18 protein-coding genes are annotated in these 15,802 nt (G+C 71.2%); 15 read left to right on the top strand and 3 right to left on the bottom strand.

The genetic code is table 11. The annotated features are described in order from the left end of the window. The 13 genes from pcaH (at nt 1) to B1729_RS02650 (ending at nt 10,883) form a co-directional block, all read left to right on the top strand. Complete coding sequence (pcaH, locus tag B1729_RS02710) at nt 1–849, top strand: protocatechuate 3,4-dioxygenase subunit beta (RefSeq protein WP_239539340.1); 849 nt, start codon at nt 1–3, stop codon at nt 847–849. Further along, complete coding sequence (gene pcaG, locus B1729_RS02705; protein WP_163616878.1) at nt 849–1,451, top strand: protocatechuate 3,4-dioxygenase subunit alpha; 603 nt, start codon at nt 849–851, stop codon at nt 1,449–1,451. Before pcaH ends, pcaG begins: the two co-directional genes overlap by 1 nt. Continuing rightward, nucleotides 1,441–2,952, top strand: a complete 1,512-nt coding sequence (locus B1729_RS02700; protein ID WP_239539337.1) for a lyase family protein — start codon at nt 1,441–1,443, stop codon at nt 2,950–2,952. Before pcaG ends, B1729_RS02700 begins: the two co-directional genes overlap by 11 nt. Continuing rightward, complete coding sequence (locus B1729_RS02695) at nt 2,949–3,833, top strand: alpha/beta fold hydrolase (protein ID WP_345770801.1); 885 nt, start codon at nt 2,949–2,951, stop codon at nt 3,831–3,833. The genes B1729_RS02700 and B1729_RS02695 overlap by 4 nt, the downstream gene beginning before the upstream one ends. Further along, the gene (pcaC, locus tag B1729_RS02690; protein ID WP_163616882.1) at nt 3,830–4,231 is read left to right on the top strand and encodes a 4-carboxymuconolactone decarboxylase; all 402 of its coding nucleotides are present in this window, start codon (nt 3,830–3,832) and stop codon (nt 4,229–4,231) included. The genes B1729_RS02695 and pcaC overlap by 4 nt, the downstream gene beginning before the upstream one ends. Before the next feature lie 224 nt (nt 4,232–4,455). Then, a complete protein-coding gene (locus B1729_RS02685; RefSeq protein ID WP_163616884.1) occupies nt 4,456–4,890 on the top strand; it encodes a MarR family transcriptional regulator in 435 nt (144 codons plus the stop codon). A 94-nt stretch (nt 4,891–4,984) separates the two neighbouring features. Continuing rightward, the gene (locus B1729_RS02680) at nt 4,985–6,352 is read left to right on the top strand and encodes a prolyl oligopeptidase family serine peptidase (protein WP_163630580.1); all 1,368 of its coding nucleotides are present in this window, start codon (nt 4,985–4,987) and stop codon (nt 6,350–6,352) included. 221 nt (nt 6,353–6,573) lie between these two features. Then, a complete protein-coding gene (locus B1729_RS02675) occupies nt 6,574–7,344 on the top strand; it encodes a 3-oxoacid CoA-transferase subunit A (RefSeq protein WP_163630578.1) in 771 nt (256 codons plus the stop codon). Beyond that, a complete protein-coding gene (locus B1729_RS02670; RefSeq protein ID WP_163630576.1) occupies nt 7,341–8,051 on the top strand; it encodes a 3-oxoacid CoA-transferase subunit B in 711 nt (236 codons plus the stop codon). Before B1729_RS02675 ends, B1729_RS02670 begins: the two co-directional genes overlap by 4 nt. A 1-nt stretch (nt 8,052) precedes the next feature. Next, nucleotides 8,053–9,225, top strand: a complete 1,173-nt coding sequence (locus B1729_RS02665; RefSeq protein WP_163630574.1) for a thiolase family protein — start codon at nt 8,053–8,055, stop codon at nt 9,223–9,225. A 130-nt stretch (nt 9,226–9,355) separates the two neighbouring features. Beyond that, the gene (locus B1729_RS02660) at nt 9,356–9,661 is read left to right on the top strand and encodes a type II toxin-antitoxin system VapB family antitoxin (protein WP_163630572.1); all 306 of its coding nucleotides are present in this window, start codon (nt 9,356–9,358) and stop codon (nt 9,659–9,661) included. Next, a complete protein-coding gene (locus B1729_RS02655; RefSeq protein WP_163630570.1) occupies nt 9,658–10,062 on the top strand; it encodes a type II toxin-antitoxin system VapC family toxin in 405 nt (134 codons plus the stop codon). The genes B1729_RS02660 and B1729_RS02655 overlap by 4 nt, the downstream gene beginning before the upstream one ends. Next, entirely contained in the window at nt 10,059–10,883 is an 825-nt protein-coding gene (locus B1729_RS02650) for an IclR family transcriptional regulator C-terminal domain-containing protein (RefSeq protein WP_163630568.1), read from the top strand. The genes B1729_RS02655 and B1729_RS02650 overlap by 4 nt, the downstream gene beginning before the upstream one ends. A 33-nt stretch (nt 10,884–10,916) precedes the next feature. Here B1729_RS02650 and purU read toward each other — a convergent pair whose 3' ends face one another. Continuing rightward, nucleotides 10,917–11,792 (bottom strand): formyltetrahydrofolate deformylase, encoded by an 876-nt coding sequence (gene purU / locus B1729_RS02645; RefSeq protein ID WP_163630566.1) that lies wholly within the window; start codon nt 11,790–11,792, stop codon nt 10,917–10,919. A 98-nt stretch (nt 11,793–11,890) separates the two neighbouring features. Here purU and B1729_RS02640 point away from each other — a divergent pair, with 98 nt between their 5' ends. Next, nucleotides 11,891–12,934 (top strand): hotdog domain-containing protein, encoded by a 1,044-nt coding sequence (locus tag B1729_RS02640; RefSeq protein WP_163630564.1) that lies wholly within the window; start codon nt 11,891–11,893, stop codon nt 12,932–12,934. Between the two features lie 38 nt (nt 12,935–12,972). On the opposite strand, the gene B1729_RS02635 is transcribed toward B1729_RS02640, so the two are convergent. Further along, nucleotides 12,973–13,356: a MerR family transcriptional regulator gene (locus tag B1729_RS02635; RefSeq protein WP_163616895.1), complete on the bottom strand. Its 384-nt coding sequence runs from the start codon at nt 13,354–13,356 to the stop codon at nt 12,973–12,975. A gap of 78 nt (nt 13,357–13,434) precedes the next feature. Between B1729_RS02635 and B1729_RS02630 the strand changes: the two genes are divergently transcribed. After that, on the top strand, nt 13,435–14,679 hold the full coding sequence (locus tag B1729_RS02630) for an MFS transporter (RefSeq protein ID WP_163630562.1): 1,245 nt from the start codon (nt 13,435–13,437) through the stop codon (nt 14,677–14,679). A gap of 65 nt (nt 14,680–14,744) precedes the next feature. Here the strand turns inward: B1729_RS02630 and B1729_RS02625 are convergent, their stop codons facing one another. Further along, entirely contained in the window at nt 14,745–15,698 is a 954-nt protein-coding gene (locus tag B1729_RS02625) for a LysR family transcriptional regulator (protein ID WP_163630560.1), read from the bottom strand. Between the last annotated feature and the right edge of the window lie 104 nt (nt 15,699–15,802).

The raw sequence follows: 15,802 nt of genomic DNA, 5'->3' as shown, positions 1-15,802 counted from the left end.
GTGCTCGAGCAGCACGCCGCAGCGCCGCCCGCCGGCGGAAGCCTGAACGCGGCAGCGCCCGAGTCGCTGCTGGCGTCGCCCGACCAGCTGACGCAGCGCGAGATCACTCAGGAGATCGTCGACTACCACGCCGCCGCCGCGCGCCGAGAGAAGGCGGGGGAGAGGCTCAACATGAGCCTGCACGACTTCCCGCCGTACCGCTCGACCCTGCTGCGCCACCCGACGAAGAACCCCAAGCTCGTCGACCCCGAGACCATCGAGCTGTGGTCGCCGGCCTTCGGTCAGCGCGATGTCGCCGCGATCGAGTCCGACCTGACGCTGCAGCACCTCGGCGAGCCGCAGGGTGAGCGGATGACCGTCGAGGGCCGCGTGCTCGACTCCTGGGGCCGGCCGGTCCGCAACCAGCTCGTCGAGCTCTGGCAGGCGAATGCCGCTGGCCGGTACATCCACCAGCGCGACCAGCATCCCGCACCCCTCGACCCGAACTTCACCGGCGCCGGCCGCACCGTCACCGACGACGACGGTTTCTACAAGTTCACGACGATCAAGCCCGGCGCCTACCCGTGGAAGAACCACGTGAACGCGTGGCGTCCGGCGCACATCCACTTCTCGATCTTCGGCTCGGGATTCACGCAGCGCCTCGTGACGCAGATGTACTTCCCAGGCGACCCGCTGTTTCCGCTCGACCCGATCTACAACACCATCTGGCGGCAGAAGGACCGCGACCGGCTCATCGGGCTGTACGACCACGACCTGTCGGTTCCGGAGTTCTCGATGGGCTACCGCTTCGACATCGTCGTCGACGGCCCCGACGCCACCTGGTTCGAGCCCGAAGAAGGAGAGCACTGATGGCCGCCGACGAGCTCGACCAGCAGGGCGCGCGCGTGAAGCGCGACCTGGGTCCGAAGACCCATGAGGCCACCGGCGGGCAGACGGTGGGTCCGTTCTTCGCCTTCGGCCTGGACTATCCGAAGAAGCACGAGGTGGTCTTCCCGCACAGCCCCGGCGCCATCGTGCTCGGCGGCACGGTGTTCGACGGCGGCGGTGCGCCGATCCCCGACGCGGTCGTCGAGATCTGGAGCGCCGACGAGAACGGCGACATCCCGCGCGCGCACGGCGCGTTCCGCCGCGACGACCACTCGTTCACCGGCTTCGGCCGCGCCGCGACGACGGATGTCGGCCGCTACGAGTTCTGGACCCGCAACCCCGGCCCGGTCGACGGCGGCGCCCCGTTCTACTCGGTGGTCGTCTTCGCCCGGGGCCTGCCCGACAAGCTCGTGACCCGGGTCTACCTGCCCGAGCACGAGGAACTCCTCGCCGCCGATCCGCTGCTGTCCTCGCTCGACGATGACGAGCGCGCTACGCTCATCGCGACGCGCCTGCCCGATGGCAACCTGCACCACGACATCCACCTGCAGGGCGAGAAGGAGACCGTGTTCCTTGCCTTCTGACCGTGACCGGCCCCCACTCGATGAGGGCCTGCTCTCGCCGGTGACCGTGGGTCACGACGAGACGGTGACGGATGCCGCGTACCTCGACGCGCTGGTCACCGCCGAGGTCGCGCTGGCCAGGGCCTATCGCGAGGTCGGCATCGCGCCGGCGGACGCGGTGGACGAGATCGAGACGGAGTTCGGCTGGCAGGGCGGACTGCGTGGATGCCCCGAGCACGGCGTGGATCTGACAGCGCTGGCTGCGGCATCCGTGTCCGGCGGGAATCCCGTCATCCCGCTGGTCGCGCGACTGAAGGAGCGGGTGTCGGACGACGCCCGCACCTGGGTGCACCGCGGCGCGACGAGCCAGGACATCGTCGACACCGCCCTGATGCTGCTCGCCCGCACCGCGACCAGCAAGGTCGTCGCCGCGCTCGCGCACACCGAGGTCTCGCTGCGATCGCTGGCCCGCTCCCGGCGCGACGAGGTGGCGGCGGCGCGCACGCTGACGCAGCACGCGGTCCCGACGACCGTGGGCCTGCGCGCCGCAGGGTGGCTGCGGGGCGTCGCGCGTGCCAAGGAGCGTGTCGCAGCGGTGGAGCACCGGCTTCCGGCGCAGCTGGGCGGCGCGGCGGGAACGCTGGCGTCGTTCGCCCAGATCGCCGGGCCGCGGGTGGCGGCCGACCTTCCCGCCGCGTTCGCGCGCGAGCTCGGACTCGCGGCGCCCGACGCGCCCTGGCACACGACGCGCTGGCCGGTCACCGAGCTCGGCGACGCGCTCGTGCAGGCGATCGATGCGATGGGCAAGATCGCGGGGGATGTCGCCACCCTCAGCCGCACCGAGATCGGCGAGCTGGCCGAGGGCTCGGGCGGCGGGTCGTCGGCGATGCCGCAGAAGCGCAACCCCGCGGCATCCGTGCTCATCCGCTCGGCCGCGCTGCGTGCACCGCAGCTTGGCGCGACGCTGCACCTCGCCTCGGCGCTGGCCGCCGACGAGCGGCCCGACGGCGCCTGGCACGCGGAATGGCCGACGCTCCGGGAACTCCTGCGGCTGGCGCTGGGTGCGACGGCGAACGCCGCTGCGCTCGTGGCCGACGTGCACGTCGACACCGACGCCGTGGCGCGGAACCTGGCCGCGACGGGCGGACTCATCGTGGCGGAGCGGCTCTCGCTCGTGCTCGGCCCGGCGCTCGGCGCGCAGCGCGTCTCGCGGCTGGTGTCGGATGCCGCCGCGGGCGGCGACCTGGCGTCGACGCTCGCCGGCACGCCCGAGATCGCCGCGCTCGCCGCCGAGCTCGGTGCCACGCCCGGGGCGTTCGTCGCCGACCTGCTCGACCCCGCGAACTACACCGGCCTCGCCGGAGCCCTCGTCGACGACTCGGTCAGGCCCTCCGGCCGGACCGGCGCCGACGTCGGTCCCCGGTTCGGGGCGCACGACGGGCGTTCGGGGCGCGCGGCGCACGCCCCGAACGGACGTGACGCGCCCCCAACCCCGCTTCCGGACCAGGAGGAGAACCCGTGACCCTTCCCGCCATCGCCGTCAGCGCGCCCGTGGGCCCTTCGACAAGCGCAGGCGCTGGGAGCGGCTCAGGCGCCGGAAGCGGCGCAGGCACCGGTAGCGGCTCAGGCACCGGTAGCGGCTCGGGCGCCGGAAGCGGCGCAGGCGCCGGCGCGCCGACGCTCGTGCTCGGCCCGTCGCTCGGCACCTCGACGATGCTGTGGGAGCGGGTGATCCCGGCGCTCGCCGAGCACTATCGCGTCGTCGCCTGGGACCTGCCGGGCCACGGCGCCGCGCCGGCGGCGACGGAGCCGTTCACGATGGCAGACCTCGCCGATGCCGTCGCCGCGGCGGTCGACGGCCCGATCCTCTACGCCGGCGTGTCCCTGGGCGGGTGCGTCGGCCTCGAGCTACTGCTGCGCCACGGTGAGCGGATCGGCGCGGCAGCCATCCTGTGCTCCGGCGCGGCGATCGGCGCGCCGCAGGGCTGGCATGACCGGGCCGCGCAGGTGCGGGCGCAGAGCACGTCGAGCCTCGTCGTCGGGTCGGCGCAGCGCTGGTTCGCGCCGGGCACCATCGCGCGAGATCCCGACCTGACCGGGCGCATGCTGCACGTCCTGCAGGACACCGACGACGAGAGCTACGCACTGTGCTGCGAAACGCTCGCCGCCTTCGACGTGCGCGACCGGCTCGGCGAGATCGCCACCCCGGTGCTCGCGGTGTGGGGCGATCACGACGGCGTCACGCCCGAGGCATCCGCTCGCGAGATCGCCGACGGGGTGCAGCACGGCGAGGCGACCGGGATCGCGGATGCCGCGCACCTGCCTCCTGCGGACGACCCGGCGGCGACGGCCGCGGCGCTGCGCGCGTTCTTCGACACCGTCGCCCGGGAGCGTGCCGCATGAGCCGCCCGGAGGGGGAGGGCCTCACCGACGAGGAGCGCTACGACCAGGGGATGGCCGTGCGGCGAGAGGTGCTGTCGGACGCGCACGTCGACCGGGCCGTCGCCGGCACGACCGAGCTCACCGCCGACTTCCAGGACTTCATCACCCGCGTCGCGTGGGGCGATGTCTGGTCGCGGCCGGGTCTCGATCGGCGATCTCGGTCGGTGGCGGTGCTCACGGCGCTCATCGCGCTCGGGCACCACGAAGAGCTCGCGATGCACCTGCGGGCGGCGCTGCGCAACGGGCTGACCGTCGACGAGATCAAGGAGGTGATCCTGCAGGCCGGCCTGTATTGCGGGGTCCCCGCCGCCAACACCGCGTTCCGCATCGCGAGTGAGGTCTTCGCCGAGTCCGCCTGACCGTTCGCATGGCACGACACGCCGCTGCGCCCGCATGAAGACACCTTTCGCGACCGCGAAGGGATACCGCGCTGGTCGTTGCTCGTTCGCGTGTCACGACACGCCCCTACGCCCGGCATGAAGGCACGTTTCGTGACCCGCGAACGGATGCCGCGGCACTGCGCGAGACGTCGGTCCCCCGTGGGACCCCCTATGCTTCATCGCATGACGGACCCGGGGACCGCATGACGGCCGAGCACGCGCCCCGCATCCTCTATCAGGTGAAGCAGGTCGAACTGGCGGTCCGCGGGCGCCTCGATGCCGTCGTGCGACCCCACGGCATCACCGTGACCCAGTACACGGCGCTCACGGTGCTGGAGCAGCATCCCGGTATGAGCTCCGCTCAGCTCGCCCGGCACGCGTTCGTGTCGGCGCAGGCGATGGAGGGGATCGTGCGCGCCCTGGGCGAGGCCGGGTTGATCGAGCGCGTGCGCGACGCCGACAACCGCCGGCGCATGACGATCTCGCTCACTGCGGCGGGCACCGCGCTGCTGGCCGCATGCCGGAGTGACGTCGACCGCATCGAGGCCGAGGCGTTCGCCGGACTGTCGTCGACGGAGCGCTCGGCGCTCGGCCGATGGCTGCAGGATGCTCGGCGCGCGCTCGAGCAATCGCCCTGACCCATTGACTCATCATCAGGAAACTTGATAATTGGTCCTAGCTCCGTCGCCGATGTCGGAGTCCCTGTCGATGATGACAACGGAAGGACCCCCCATGTCCCCGCACGTACGCACCCGCGTCCTCGGAGTCGCAGCGGTCGCCGCCGGCGCGCTGCTCTCCGCTGGTCTCGTCGCCCCGCCCGCCGTCGCAGCCGCCCCGGTCGATTACTCCGGCTCGCTCCCCACGGGAACGACCTGGCTCGCCTCGGTTCCCTCGGACTGGAACGGCACCGTGCTGCTCTACAGTCACGGCTACCGGCCCTCGTTCGTCCCCGGGAACCCGGCATCCGTCGCTCCCAATGAGGCGACGAAGGCGCTGCTGCTCGAGCAGGGCTACGCGCTCGTCGGCTCGTCGTACGCCGCGAGCGGATGGGCGGTTCCCACCGCCGTTGACGACCAGCTGCAGTCGCTCGACGCGATGCTCGATGAGACCGGCCTCGATCCCGACCACATCCTGGCGTACGGCACTTCCATGGGCGGCCTCGTCACCGGCCGGATCGCCGAATCCGCGGGCGACGTCATCGAGGGCGCGATGCCCACCTGCGGGCTGATGGAGGGCGGCGTCGACCTGAACAACTACCAGCTCGACGGTGCGCACGCGATCGACCAGCTGCTGGCCCCCGCGCAGGAGATCGACATCGAGGGCTACGCCACGCTTCCCGATGCGTTCGCGGCATCGTCGGCACTGACTGCGGCGGTCGAGGCCGGCCAGCAGACGCCCGAGGGGCGTGCGCGGATCGCCCTCGCCGCCGCCCTGTTCCACCTCTCGGACGGCGTGCTCGCGGCGGACGCGCCCTCCGATCCCACCGTCGCGCAGCAGTCGCTCTACGAGCAGCTGGTCGACACCATCGGGTTCGTCACGCCGGGGCGCTTCGACATCGAGTCGACCGCGGGTGGCAACGCGACGTGGAACGTCGGCGTCGACTACGCGAAGCTCTTCGCGCAGTCCGCGGACCGCACGCTCGTCCAGGAGCTGTACCGGCAGGCCGGTCTGGACCTGAAGGCCGACCTCGCAGCGCTGACGCAGACAGCCGACGTCGCCGCAGACCCGGGATCTGTCGAGACGCTGCGCGCGTCGTCGGGTCTCACCGGCGATCTGCAGATGCCCGTGCTGTCGCTCCACACGCTCGACGACATCCTCGCCCCGGTGCAGGTCGAGCAGGAGTACGCCGAGGACGTCCGCGCGGCGGGCGACCAGAACCTGCTCCGTCAGTACTTCGTCGACCACGTCGGGCACTGCGTCTTCACGCCGGCCGAGATCGCGGCCGGCATCGAGACGCTGATGGACCGCGTCGAGAGCGGACACTGGGGTGGTCAGTCGGCCGAGCTCATGAACCGCCTCGCGGCGTCGCTGGACGAGAGCGGATCCGCCTTCGTGCCGACGAAGCCCGGCGAGTTCCTGGGCGACCGCGATCGGCGCTGACCAACGCAGATCGCCGCAGTCACAGAGAGGCCGCACCCCGACCCGGGTGCGGCCTCCGCGTCTCTCTCCGGCGGCGTCGGGTTCGGCTGTCACGACGCGCGGCTACGGGCGTGCCCGTTGCCACGTTTCGTGACACGCGAACGGATACCGCACCCGGGCGTGGTGCGGTAGACTGGCCGCACAACGGACGACTGTTCGCAGAGCGAACAAGAGGGGATCGCATGATCGATAAGACCGCGGGCTCCGTCGAGGACGCCGTGGCCGGCATCCGTGATGGAGCGGTCATCATGATCGGCGGCTTCGGGCGCGCCGGGCAGCCCGTGGAGCTGATCGACGCCCTCATCGCGCAGGGTGCCGGCGACCTCACGATCATCAACAACAACGCGGGCAACGGCGACACGGGGCTGGCAGCCCTCCTCGCCAAGAAGCGCGTGCGAAAGATCGTGTGCTCCTTTCCCCGTCAGCACGACTCGTGGGTGTTCGACGACTTGTACCGGGCCGGTGAGATCGAGCTCGAGCTGGTGCCGCAGGGCAATCTCGCCGAGCGCATCCGGGCAGCGGGCGCGGGCATCGGGGCGTTCTTCTCGCCGACCGGCGTCGGCACCCAGCTCGCCGACGGCAAGGAGCTCCGCGAGATCGACGGGCGCACCTATGCGCTCGAGTACCCGATCAAGGCGGATGTCGCGCTGGTGGGCGCGTACCGGGCCGACCGCTGGGGCAACCTGATCTACCGAGAGACGGCGCGCAACTTCGGTCCGATCATGGCCGCCGCCGCCTCGACCACGATCGTGCAGGTCGACGAGATCGTGCCGCTCGGGTCGCTCGACCCCGAGACGGTGGTCACGCCGGGCATCTTCGTCGACCGCGTGGTCGCCGTGGGGGAGCGCGCGTGGCTGCGTGACGGCGCCTTCGTCGGAGGCGTGGACATCGAAGGGCGCGCCCTCGCGGACGCGTCGACAGCCTCAGCGACCGGAGCGGAGGGCGACCAGTGAGCGCCACAGAGTCCACGACGCCCGCCACGCGCATCACGCGCCAGCAGCTCGCGGCGCGCATCGCGCAGGACATCCCCGAGGGCTCCTACGTCAACCTCGGCATCGGGGCCCCGACGCTCGTCGCCGACTACCTGCCGCACGACCAGGAGATCATCCTCCACACCGAGAACGGGATGCTCGGAATGGGGCCGTCACCGGCCGCCGGCGAGGTCGACCCCGACCTCATCAACGCCGGCAAGCAGCCGGTCACCGCGCTCGCCGGATCCGCGTACTTCCACCACGCCGACTCGTTCGGCATGATGCGCGGCGGTCACCTCGACGTGTGCGTGCTCGGTGCGTTCCAGGTGTCGCAGGCGGGCGACCTCGCCAACTGGTCGACGGGGGCGCCCGGCGCCATCCCCGCCGTGGGCGGCGCGATGGACCTCGCGATCGGCGCGAAGAACGTCTACGTCATGACCGACCTGCTCACCAAGACCGGGGAGTCCAAGCTCGTCGAGGCGTGCACGTATCCGCTCACCGGCGTCGGGTGCGTCACCCGCGTGTACACCGACCACGCCGTCTTCGACGTCACTCCCGACGGCTTCGCGGTGCGGGAGGCGTTCGGCGACAACACCGTCGAGCTCCTCGCCGAGCTCACCGGACTGGAACTGACCGATGCATCGGAGACAGCGGATGCCGCGACCCGCAGCATCCGGGAGGAGAACTGACATGGCGACCCACATCTATGACGCCGTCCGCACGCCGTTCGGGCGCGCCGGCGGTGCCCTGTCGGGCGTGCGGCCCGACGACCTCGCCGCGATCGTGATGAAGGCGACGGTCGAGCGCACCGGCCTCGACCCGGCCCGGATCGACGACGTCATCTTCGGCGATGCGAACCAGGCAGGCGAAGACAACCGCAACGTCGCGCGCATGGGTGCGCTGCTGGCGGGGTTTCCGACATCCGTCACGGGCGTCACGGTGAACCGGCTGTGCGCCTCGTCTGTCGAGGCGGTGATCCAGGGATCCCGTGCGATCGAGGCCGGCGACACCGACATCGTGCTCGCGGGCGGCGTCGAGTCGATGAGCCGCGCGCCGTATGTCGTCGAGAAGTCCCCGCGGCCGTGGCCGAGCGTGGGCAACCAGACGATGTGGAACACGTCGATCGGGTGGCGCATGACCAACCCGAAGCTGCCGAAGCAGTGGACGATCTCGAACGGCGAGTCCGCCGAGCTCATCGCGCGCGAGTGGGGCATCTCGCGCGAGGCGCAGGACGAGTTCGCCGTGCGCTCGCACCGGCTCGCCGCCGAGGCATGGGCGGCAGGGCATTACGACGGCGAGATCGTGCAGGTGCCAGGGGCGGAGCTCGCCCGCGACGAGGGCATCCGCGACGACACCTCGGTCGAGAAGCTCGCGGGGCTGAAGGCGCTGTTCGCCGCCGACGGCGAGGGAACGGTGACGGCCGGCAACTCGTCGCCGATCAACGACGGTGCGTCCGCCGTGCTCCTCGCCCGCGAGGGTGCGCTGCCCGGCGAGCCGCTCGCCCGCATCACCGCGCGGGCCGCTCACGGCGTCGACCCCGACCAGTTCCCGATCGCGCCGATCGAAGCCGCGAACAAGGCGCTGGCGCGCGCCGGTCGCACCTGGGCGGACGTCGACTTCGTCGAGCTCAACGAGGCGTTCGCGTCGCAGTCGCTCGCGTGCCTGGCCGGCTGGCCCGAGCTCGATCCCGACAAGCTCAACGTGCACGGCGGCGCACTGGCGATCGGCCACCCGCTCGGCGCCTCGGGCGGGCGCATCATCGGCCACGCCGCGCACGAGCTGCGTCGGCGCGGCGGCGGGGTGGCCGTCGCCGCCATCTGCATCGGCGTCGGGCAGGGCCTCGCCGTCGTGCTGGAGCGTTGACGCGCGCCGCTGGTCGAAACTTCACGAATGCACACTCTCAGCTCGAATTCGATGGCATCTGTGAAGTCTCGCGCTGAGAAGCACGGGTAGACGGGTAGATCGGGAGGCTCTACCAGGGTAGAATCGGCGGATGAGTCTGAACATCAAGAACGAGCGCACGCACGCGCTCGTGCGCGAGCTCGCCGAGCTCACCGGCATGAGTCAGACGAGTGCCGTGGAAGATGCGGTACGCCGGCGCCTGGACGAGCTCCGGACGGATGCGACGGCGCGAGGCCATCGCCCTGCACCGAAGTTCTCCTCCACTGAGATCGAACGACGGCGTGCGGCGGTGGAGCGGATCCTCGATGAACTGCACGCGGAGACGACGCCCGCTCAATGGCGGGCGTTGGCGCGAGCACAAGATGAGATGTACGACGACTTGGGCCTTCCCCGGTGATCGTCGACACCTCGGCCGTCGTCGCCGTTCTGAAGCGCGAGCACGGGCACGAGCGCCTGCTCCGTCTGCTGCTGACGTATCCGGCGCGGATGTCGGCGCCCGTCCTCGTCGAGACGCGGATCGTCGTGACCTCGAGTATCGGACCCATCGGGCTGCGTCGGCTGCACGCACTCCTCGCCCAGGCCGATGTCGAGATCGTCGCATTCGATGAAGCGCACGCGGACATCGCCGCTGACGCCTACCGTGATTATGGGAGGGGCTCGCGGCATCCGGCGCGACTCAACTTGGCCGACGCGTACAGCTACGCGCTCGCCTCCGCGGCGGACGAGCCGTTGCTTTTCGTGGGCGACGACTTCTCGCGCACCGACGTCCGCTCCGCCCTCGAGGAGTACGGCGAATGAGCGACGCTGCCGAGGCCTCTCCCACGGACGCGTCGCCGCGCTCCGACACCGTCCAGTCGCTCGTGCGCGGGCTCGCAGTCATCCGCGCGTTCGACGCGGAGCATCCCGAACTCACGCTGAGCGAGGTCGCGCGAGGAGCCGGGATCACCCGTGCCGCGGCGGGCCGGTTCCTGCGCACACTGGAAGAGCTCGGCTACGTGCGCGCGTCAACCGTCCCGGCGAACGGGTCGGGCGTCGGTCGCACATTCGCGCTCACCCCGCGGGTGCTCGAACTGGGCTTCAGCTACCTGTCAGCGCTGTCGATCCCCGAAATCGTGCAGCCGCATCTCGAGCGGCTGTCGCGCGAGGTCGACGAGAGCGTGTCGGCGGCCGTCCTCGACGGCGAGGAGATCGTGTACATCGCGCGCGTGCCGACGCGCCGCATCATGAGCGTGCGCATCACGATCGGCACGAGGTTCCCCGCCTTCGCGACGTCCATGGGACGCGTGCTGCTGGCCGGGATGCCGGCTGCCGAGCGCGACGCGCTGCTCGCGGCATCCGCACTCCCCGCCTTCACCGACCGCACCCTGACGAGCCCCGGCGCGCTGCGCGACGAGCTGGCACGGGTGGCCGAGCAGGGCTGGGCGCTGGTGGACGGCGAACTCGAGCCCGGCCTGCGCTCGGTGGCCGTGCCGCTGCACGATCGCCGCGGGGACGTGGTCGCGGCGGTCAACGTCTCGACCAGCGCGACCCGCGACAGCGTCGATCACGTCGTGGCGCAGTACCTGCCGCCGCTGCAGCGGACCGCGGCGGCCATCGACGCCGAGCTGCGCCTGGTCTGATCGCTGCAACCGCGGGGCGGGAAGCGCAACGCCTCAGAACACGATCGTGTGGTTGCCGTGGCGGATGACGCGGTCCTCGGCGTGCCACAGCACGGCGCGCGAGAGCACCTGGCGCTCGACGTCGGCGCCGCGACGGGCGAGCTCGGCGGCGGAGTCGGCGTGGGTGACCCGCACGGTGTCCTGCTCGATGATCGGACCCTCGTCGAGGTCGTCGGTGACGTAGTGGGACGTCGCGCCGATGAGCTTGACGCCGCGCTCCTTGGCCTTCTTGTACGGCTCCGCGCCGATGAAGGCGGGCAGGAACGAGTGGTGGATGTTGATCACGGGCACGCCCAGCTGCGACAGGAAGTCGCCCGACAGGATCTGCATGTAGCGCGCGAGCACGACGACATCGACGTTGCCCCTGAGCAGCTCCAGGATCTTCGCCTCGGAGGCCGACTTGTCGGGCCCGGGAACGCCCGGCACGTGGAAGAACGGCACCCCGAACGAGCGGACATCCTCGGCTGAGTTGGTGTGGTTCGAGATCACCATCGGGATCGTGACGGGCAGGTCGCCGCGGCGGTGACGCCACAGCAGGTCGAGCAGGCAATGGTCCTGCTTCGAGGCCAGGATCGCCATGCGCTTGGGCACCGATTGATCGGTGAGCGACCACTCGAGCTCGAATCCGGCGAGCGTCTGCGCGATCTCGGCCTCGATGGCGGGACGGTCGGCGGCGAAGCCCGGGCGGTGGAACACCACGCGCTGGAAGTACGCCCCGCCGGTGGGGTCGTCGGAGTACTGGTCGAACGCGACGATGTTGCCGCCGATGCGCGTGATCATCGCCGAGACGGCGGCCACGATTCCGGGCCGGTCGCTGCCGTGCACGATGAGGCACGCGTGGTCGGGCTTCAGGTTGGGTGAGGCGGGCACCGTTCGATTCTGCCCTGTGCGAAGGATCGCCGCTTCTTGGCGCCGGATCCGCAGGTCCCCAGGCGACAAGCGGATGCGGCGGCCAATACCCTGACGGCATGAACGCCGCCACGCCCACCCGTGCAGCGGGTCGTGACGACCGGATCACGCTGCGGTTCATGGCGGTCCCCTCCGACACCGCCGCCGGCGGACGATCCGTCGCCGCCGGAAGCGTCATGGAGTGGATCGACAAGGCCGGCTACGCGTGCGCGGTCGGCTGGGCGGGCGCCTACTGCGTCACCGCGTACGTCGGGAATGTCCGCCATCGACGGGCGATCGCCCCGGGAAGCCTCATCGAGGTGCAGGCGCGCATCGTGTACACCGGCCGCACGAGCATGCACGTGGTGGTCACCGTCTCGTCGGCGCGGGTGAATGAGCGCGCCTACACACCGGCGACGACGTGCATCCTGGTCTTCGTCGCGAAGGGCGAGGACGGCCGGCCGACCGAGGTGCCCGCGTGGGAGCCGGTCTCGCGGTCGGATCACAAGCTCGCCGACGGTGCGCTCGAACGGATCGAGTCGCGCGCCGAGATCAAGCGGCTCATGCTGGCGCAGGAGTACACGGACGCGTCGGGGGCGCCGCGCACCACGCTCCGCTTCCTCGCCCCGCCGGGCGTCGTGAACTTCGGCGGCAAGGCTCACGGCGGCACCGTCATGCGGTGGATCGACGAGGCCGGCTACGCGTGCGCTGCGGCGTGGGCGAAGGACGGTCTCGGCACTCCTCGTTCCTCGGCACTCGAGCCGGCGGACGCCGACGCCAGCGGGGCGGTCGGTGTCTACTCCGGCGGCATCCACTTCCTCGCGCCCGTCGTCATCGGGCACCTCGTGGATGTGGACGCGCGCATCGTCCACACCAGCCGGCACAGCATGCACCTGAGCACGCAGGTGTGGACGGCCGATCCTCGCACGCCGGCGGAGCGCATGCTGACGACCCAGTGCCTGAGCGTGTTCGTCGTGCCCGGCGCCGATGGCGTCGCTCGGCCGGTTCCGCAGTGGACCCCGGCGCTGCCCGAGGATGTGCGCCTGCAGGAGCACGTGCGCGAGGTCATGCGCCTGCGCGAGCAGATCCCGCCCATCGCGGCATCTCTTACCCTCGAGCCCTGAGCCAGACGTCGGGCGTCGCGACGGCGGGAAGGATGCCGCTACGCCGCCACCCCGCCGCGCAGCAGGTCGCCGTTGCGGGTGAGTTCGAGGTACTCGGCGACGGCGTCGCGGCTCTTCGTGAGGCAGGCGAGGCGCTCATCGAGGGCGGCCAGCTCGGTCGCGAGCATCTCGGCCAGCTCCCGCGAGCACGTCGGTGCTGCCATCGCGCACTGCCGCTCGACGTCGAGCACGACCTTCGCGAGCCGCGTCGTGAGGCCCGCCTGCACGAGCCCGCGTGCGCGGGTGGCACGCTCGACGTCCGCCTCGTCGTACGAGCGATAGCCGTTCGCCGACCGCTCGGACGCCAGCAGACCCTGCTCTTCGTAGTACCGCAGCATCCTCGGCGGGATGCCGGTGCGCTCCGCCAGTTCGCCGATCTTCACGCTGTCCTGCCTCTCGGATCGATTCGTGTGGCACGAAAGCTTGACATTGACATTGATGTCAAAGTTTAGCCTCGGTGCATGACCACGTCCACCCTCGCCACTCGTTCCCCCACGGCCGAGCGGTTCCCCCTCGGCCCGCTGCTCCTGCTCTCACTCGGCGTCTTCGTCACCGTCACCGCAGAGTCGCTGCCCGCCGGACTCATGCCCGAGATGGCCGCCGATCTGGGCGTCGACCCGCTGCGCATCGGGCTGCTGGTGTCGGTGTGGGCCCTCGTCGTGATCGGCACGAGCATTCCGCTGACCCGCGCCACCCGCCGTATCGACCGCCGCGTCGTGGTGGCGACCTCGCTCGCCGTGTTCGCGCTGGCGAACGTGGCCACGGCGTTCTCTCCGAGCTACGAGTTCGCATTCGGCACGCGGGTGGTGGCCGCCATCGCGCACGGCGTGTTCTGGGCGATCGTGATCGTGTACGCGTCTTCGCTGCTGTCGGGCGTGCAGCTGGGGCGCGGGCTGGCGCTCGTCACGGGCGGCGGCACGGCGGCCACCGTCCTGGGCCTCCCGGTCGCGACCGCTCTGGCGCAGCTGACCAGCTGGCGCGTCTCGTTCGCGGCGATGGGCATCGGGATGCTGCTGCTCGCGGTCGTCGTGTACCGCAGGCTGCCCCGATCGGTCGTGGCCCCGGTGCCGGCGGCCGAGCGCGCGCCGCTCCGGAACGACCGCTCCCTCCCGCCTCTCCTCGCCTTCGGGTTCGCGGGCCTGCTCATCGGCCTCGCGCAGTTCCTCGCCTTCGTCTACATCCGGCCGTACCTCGCAGAGTCGGCGGGGATCGCCGACGGCTGGGCGAGCGTGCTGCTGTTCGTCTTCGGCGCAGCCGGGATGGCCGGCGTGGCGGTCGCCGGCACCCTCGCCGACCGGTTCCCGCGGACGGCGCTGAGCGCGACCCTCCTCGTCTTCGTCGCCGCCTACGCCGCCCTTGCGCTGCTGCCGCATGTCACGCCCGTCATGGTCGTCGCCCTGGCGCTGTGGGGCGCGGGCACCGGCGCGATGTTCCCGCTCATCCAGACGGCGCTCATGCGCGCGGCATCCGATCGCTTGCGCGACCTCGCGAGCGCATCCATCGTTGTGCTGTTCAACGTCGGGATCGCCGGCGGCTCGTGGGCGGGCGGTCAGCTCGCCGCGACCTACGGGCCGACGTCGAACATGGCGGTCTCGGCCGTCGTGGTGCTGATCGCCACGGTATTCACCGCGGTCGGTGCGGCCCTCGCCGCGCGGCGCGCCGCAGTCGGGCCCCGCGTCGGGGAGGAGGCGGCCGGCGTGCGCTGATCCGCACTGAGCGAGGAGGACGGGACGCCGGTCCCGCGCGGCCGCCGCCGCGGCTCAGCCGTGGCTCAGGTCAGCGGGCGGTCGGGGACGTGGGCTCCGGCATCCACGATCCGTCCCGCTTCGACGAAGAGGTCGCGCATCCAGGCATGTTCGGGATCGCGGCCGTGCACCGGGTGCCACCACAGCGCATTGGTCAGGGGCGTCGGGTCGAAGGGCAACCCCACCACGCGCACGCCCCCGGCGCGCAGGGCCATGGGCGCGATGGCAGCCTGGATGATGGCGACGCGCGAGGTGCCGACGATGAAGTGCGTCATGGAGAGGAAGCTCTCGACCACGACCTCGATGCGCGGCTCGATGCCGAGCTGCTGCACCTGTCTGGCCGCCGACGTGAACGCCGAGCGCGACTGGTACGTCATCGCCCAGGGCAGTTCGCCCAGCTGCTCACGGGTCAGGACGTCGCCCACGGCGTCGTTGGAATCGGCCACGATGGCCACCCAGTCGTCGTGCCAGAGGTCGGCGTAGGGCAGCTCCGAGAGCGGCCCGTGCGGGATGATGATGCCGTCGACCGAGCGCAGGCGCGCGGCCGCGTCATCCACGATGGCGGGATTGTGCAGCATGAAGCGGAAGCGCACGCCGGGGGCGCGCTCCTTCGCCAGCCGCGACACCACGTTGCCGACCGTCACGAAGCCGTAGTCCGAGCCGTAGATCGCGAACTCGCGCGTGGACTCCTCGGGCGACCACGTCGCCTGGCTCTCGAACACCCGGCGCGCGGCCTCCAGCGCCGCCGTCGTGTGGTCGGCGAGATGCAGGGCGAACGGGGTCAGCTCGTAGGTGTTGCCGCGTCGCGCGAGGATCGGGTCGTTGAAGTGGGTGCGCAGGCGGGCGAGGGACGCGCTCAGCGCGGGCTGACTGAGGTGCAGGCGCTCGGCCGCGCGGGTCACGCTGCGCTCGGTGAGGAGCGCGTCGAGGGCGACGAGCAGGTTGAGGTCGAGGCGGGAGAGCAGCGGTCGGTCGGACACGGCGATGTGTTCCTTCGGTTGGGGACGCTGGGATCAGTGTATCCACGAGATTTATGCAGGGGATAGTCGATATCGCGTTGCTGGATGACCTGGCCGCGGCGAGA

The sequence above is a fragment of the Microbacterium sp. B35-04 genome (assembly GCF_010634885.1).
GTDB lineage: Bacteria > Actinomycetota > Actinomycetes > Actinomycetales > Microbacteriaceae > Microbacterium.
This window is presented reverse-complemented; position numbering and strand designations above follow the sequence as displayed.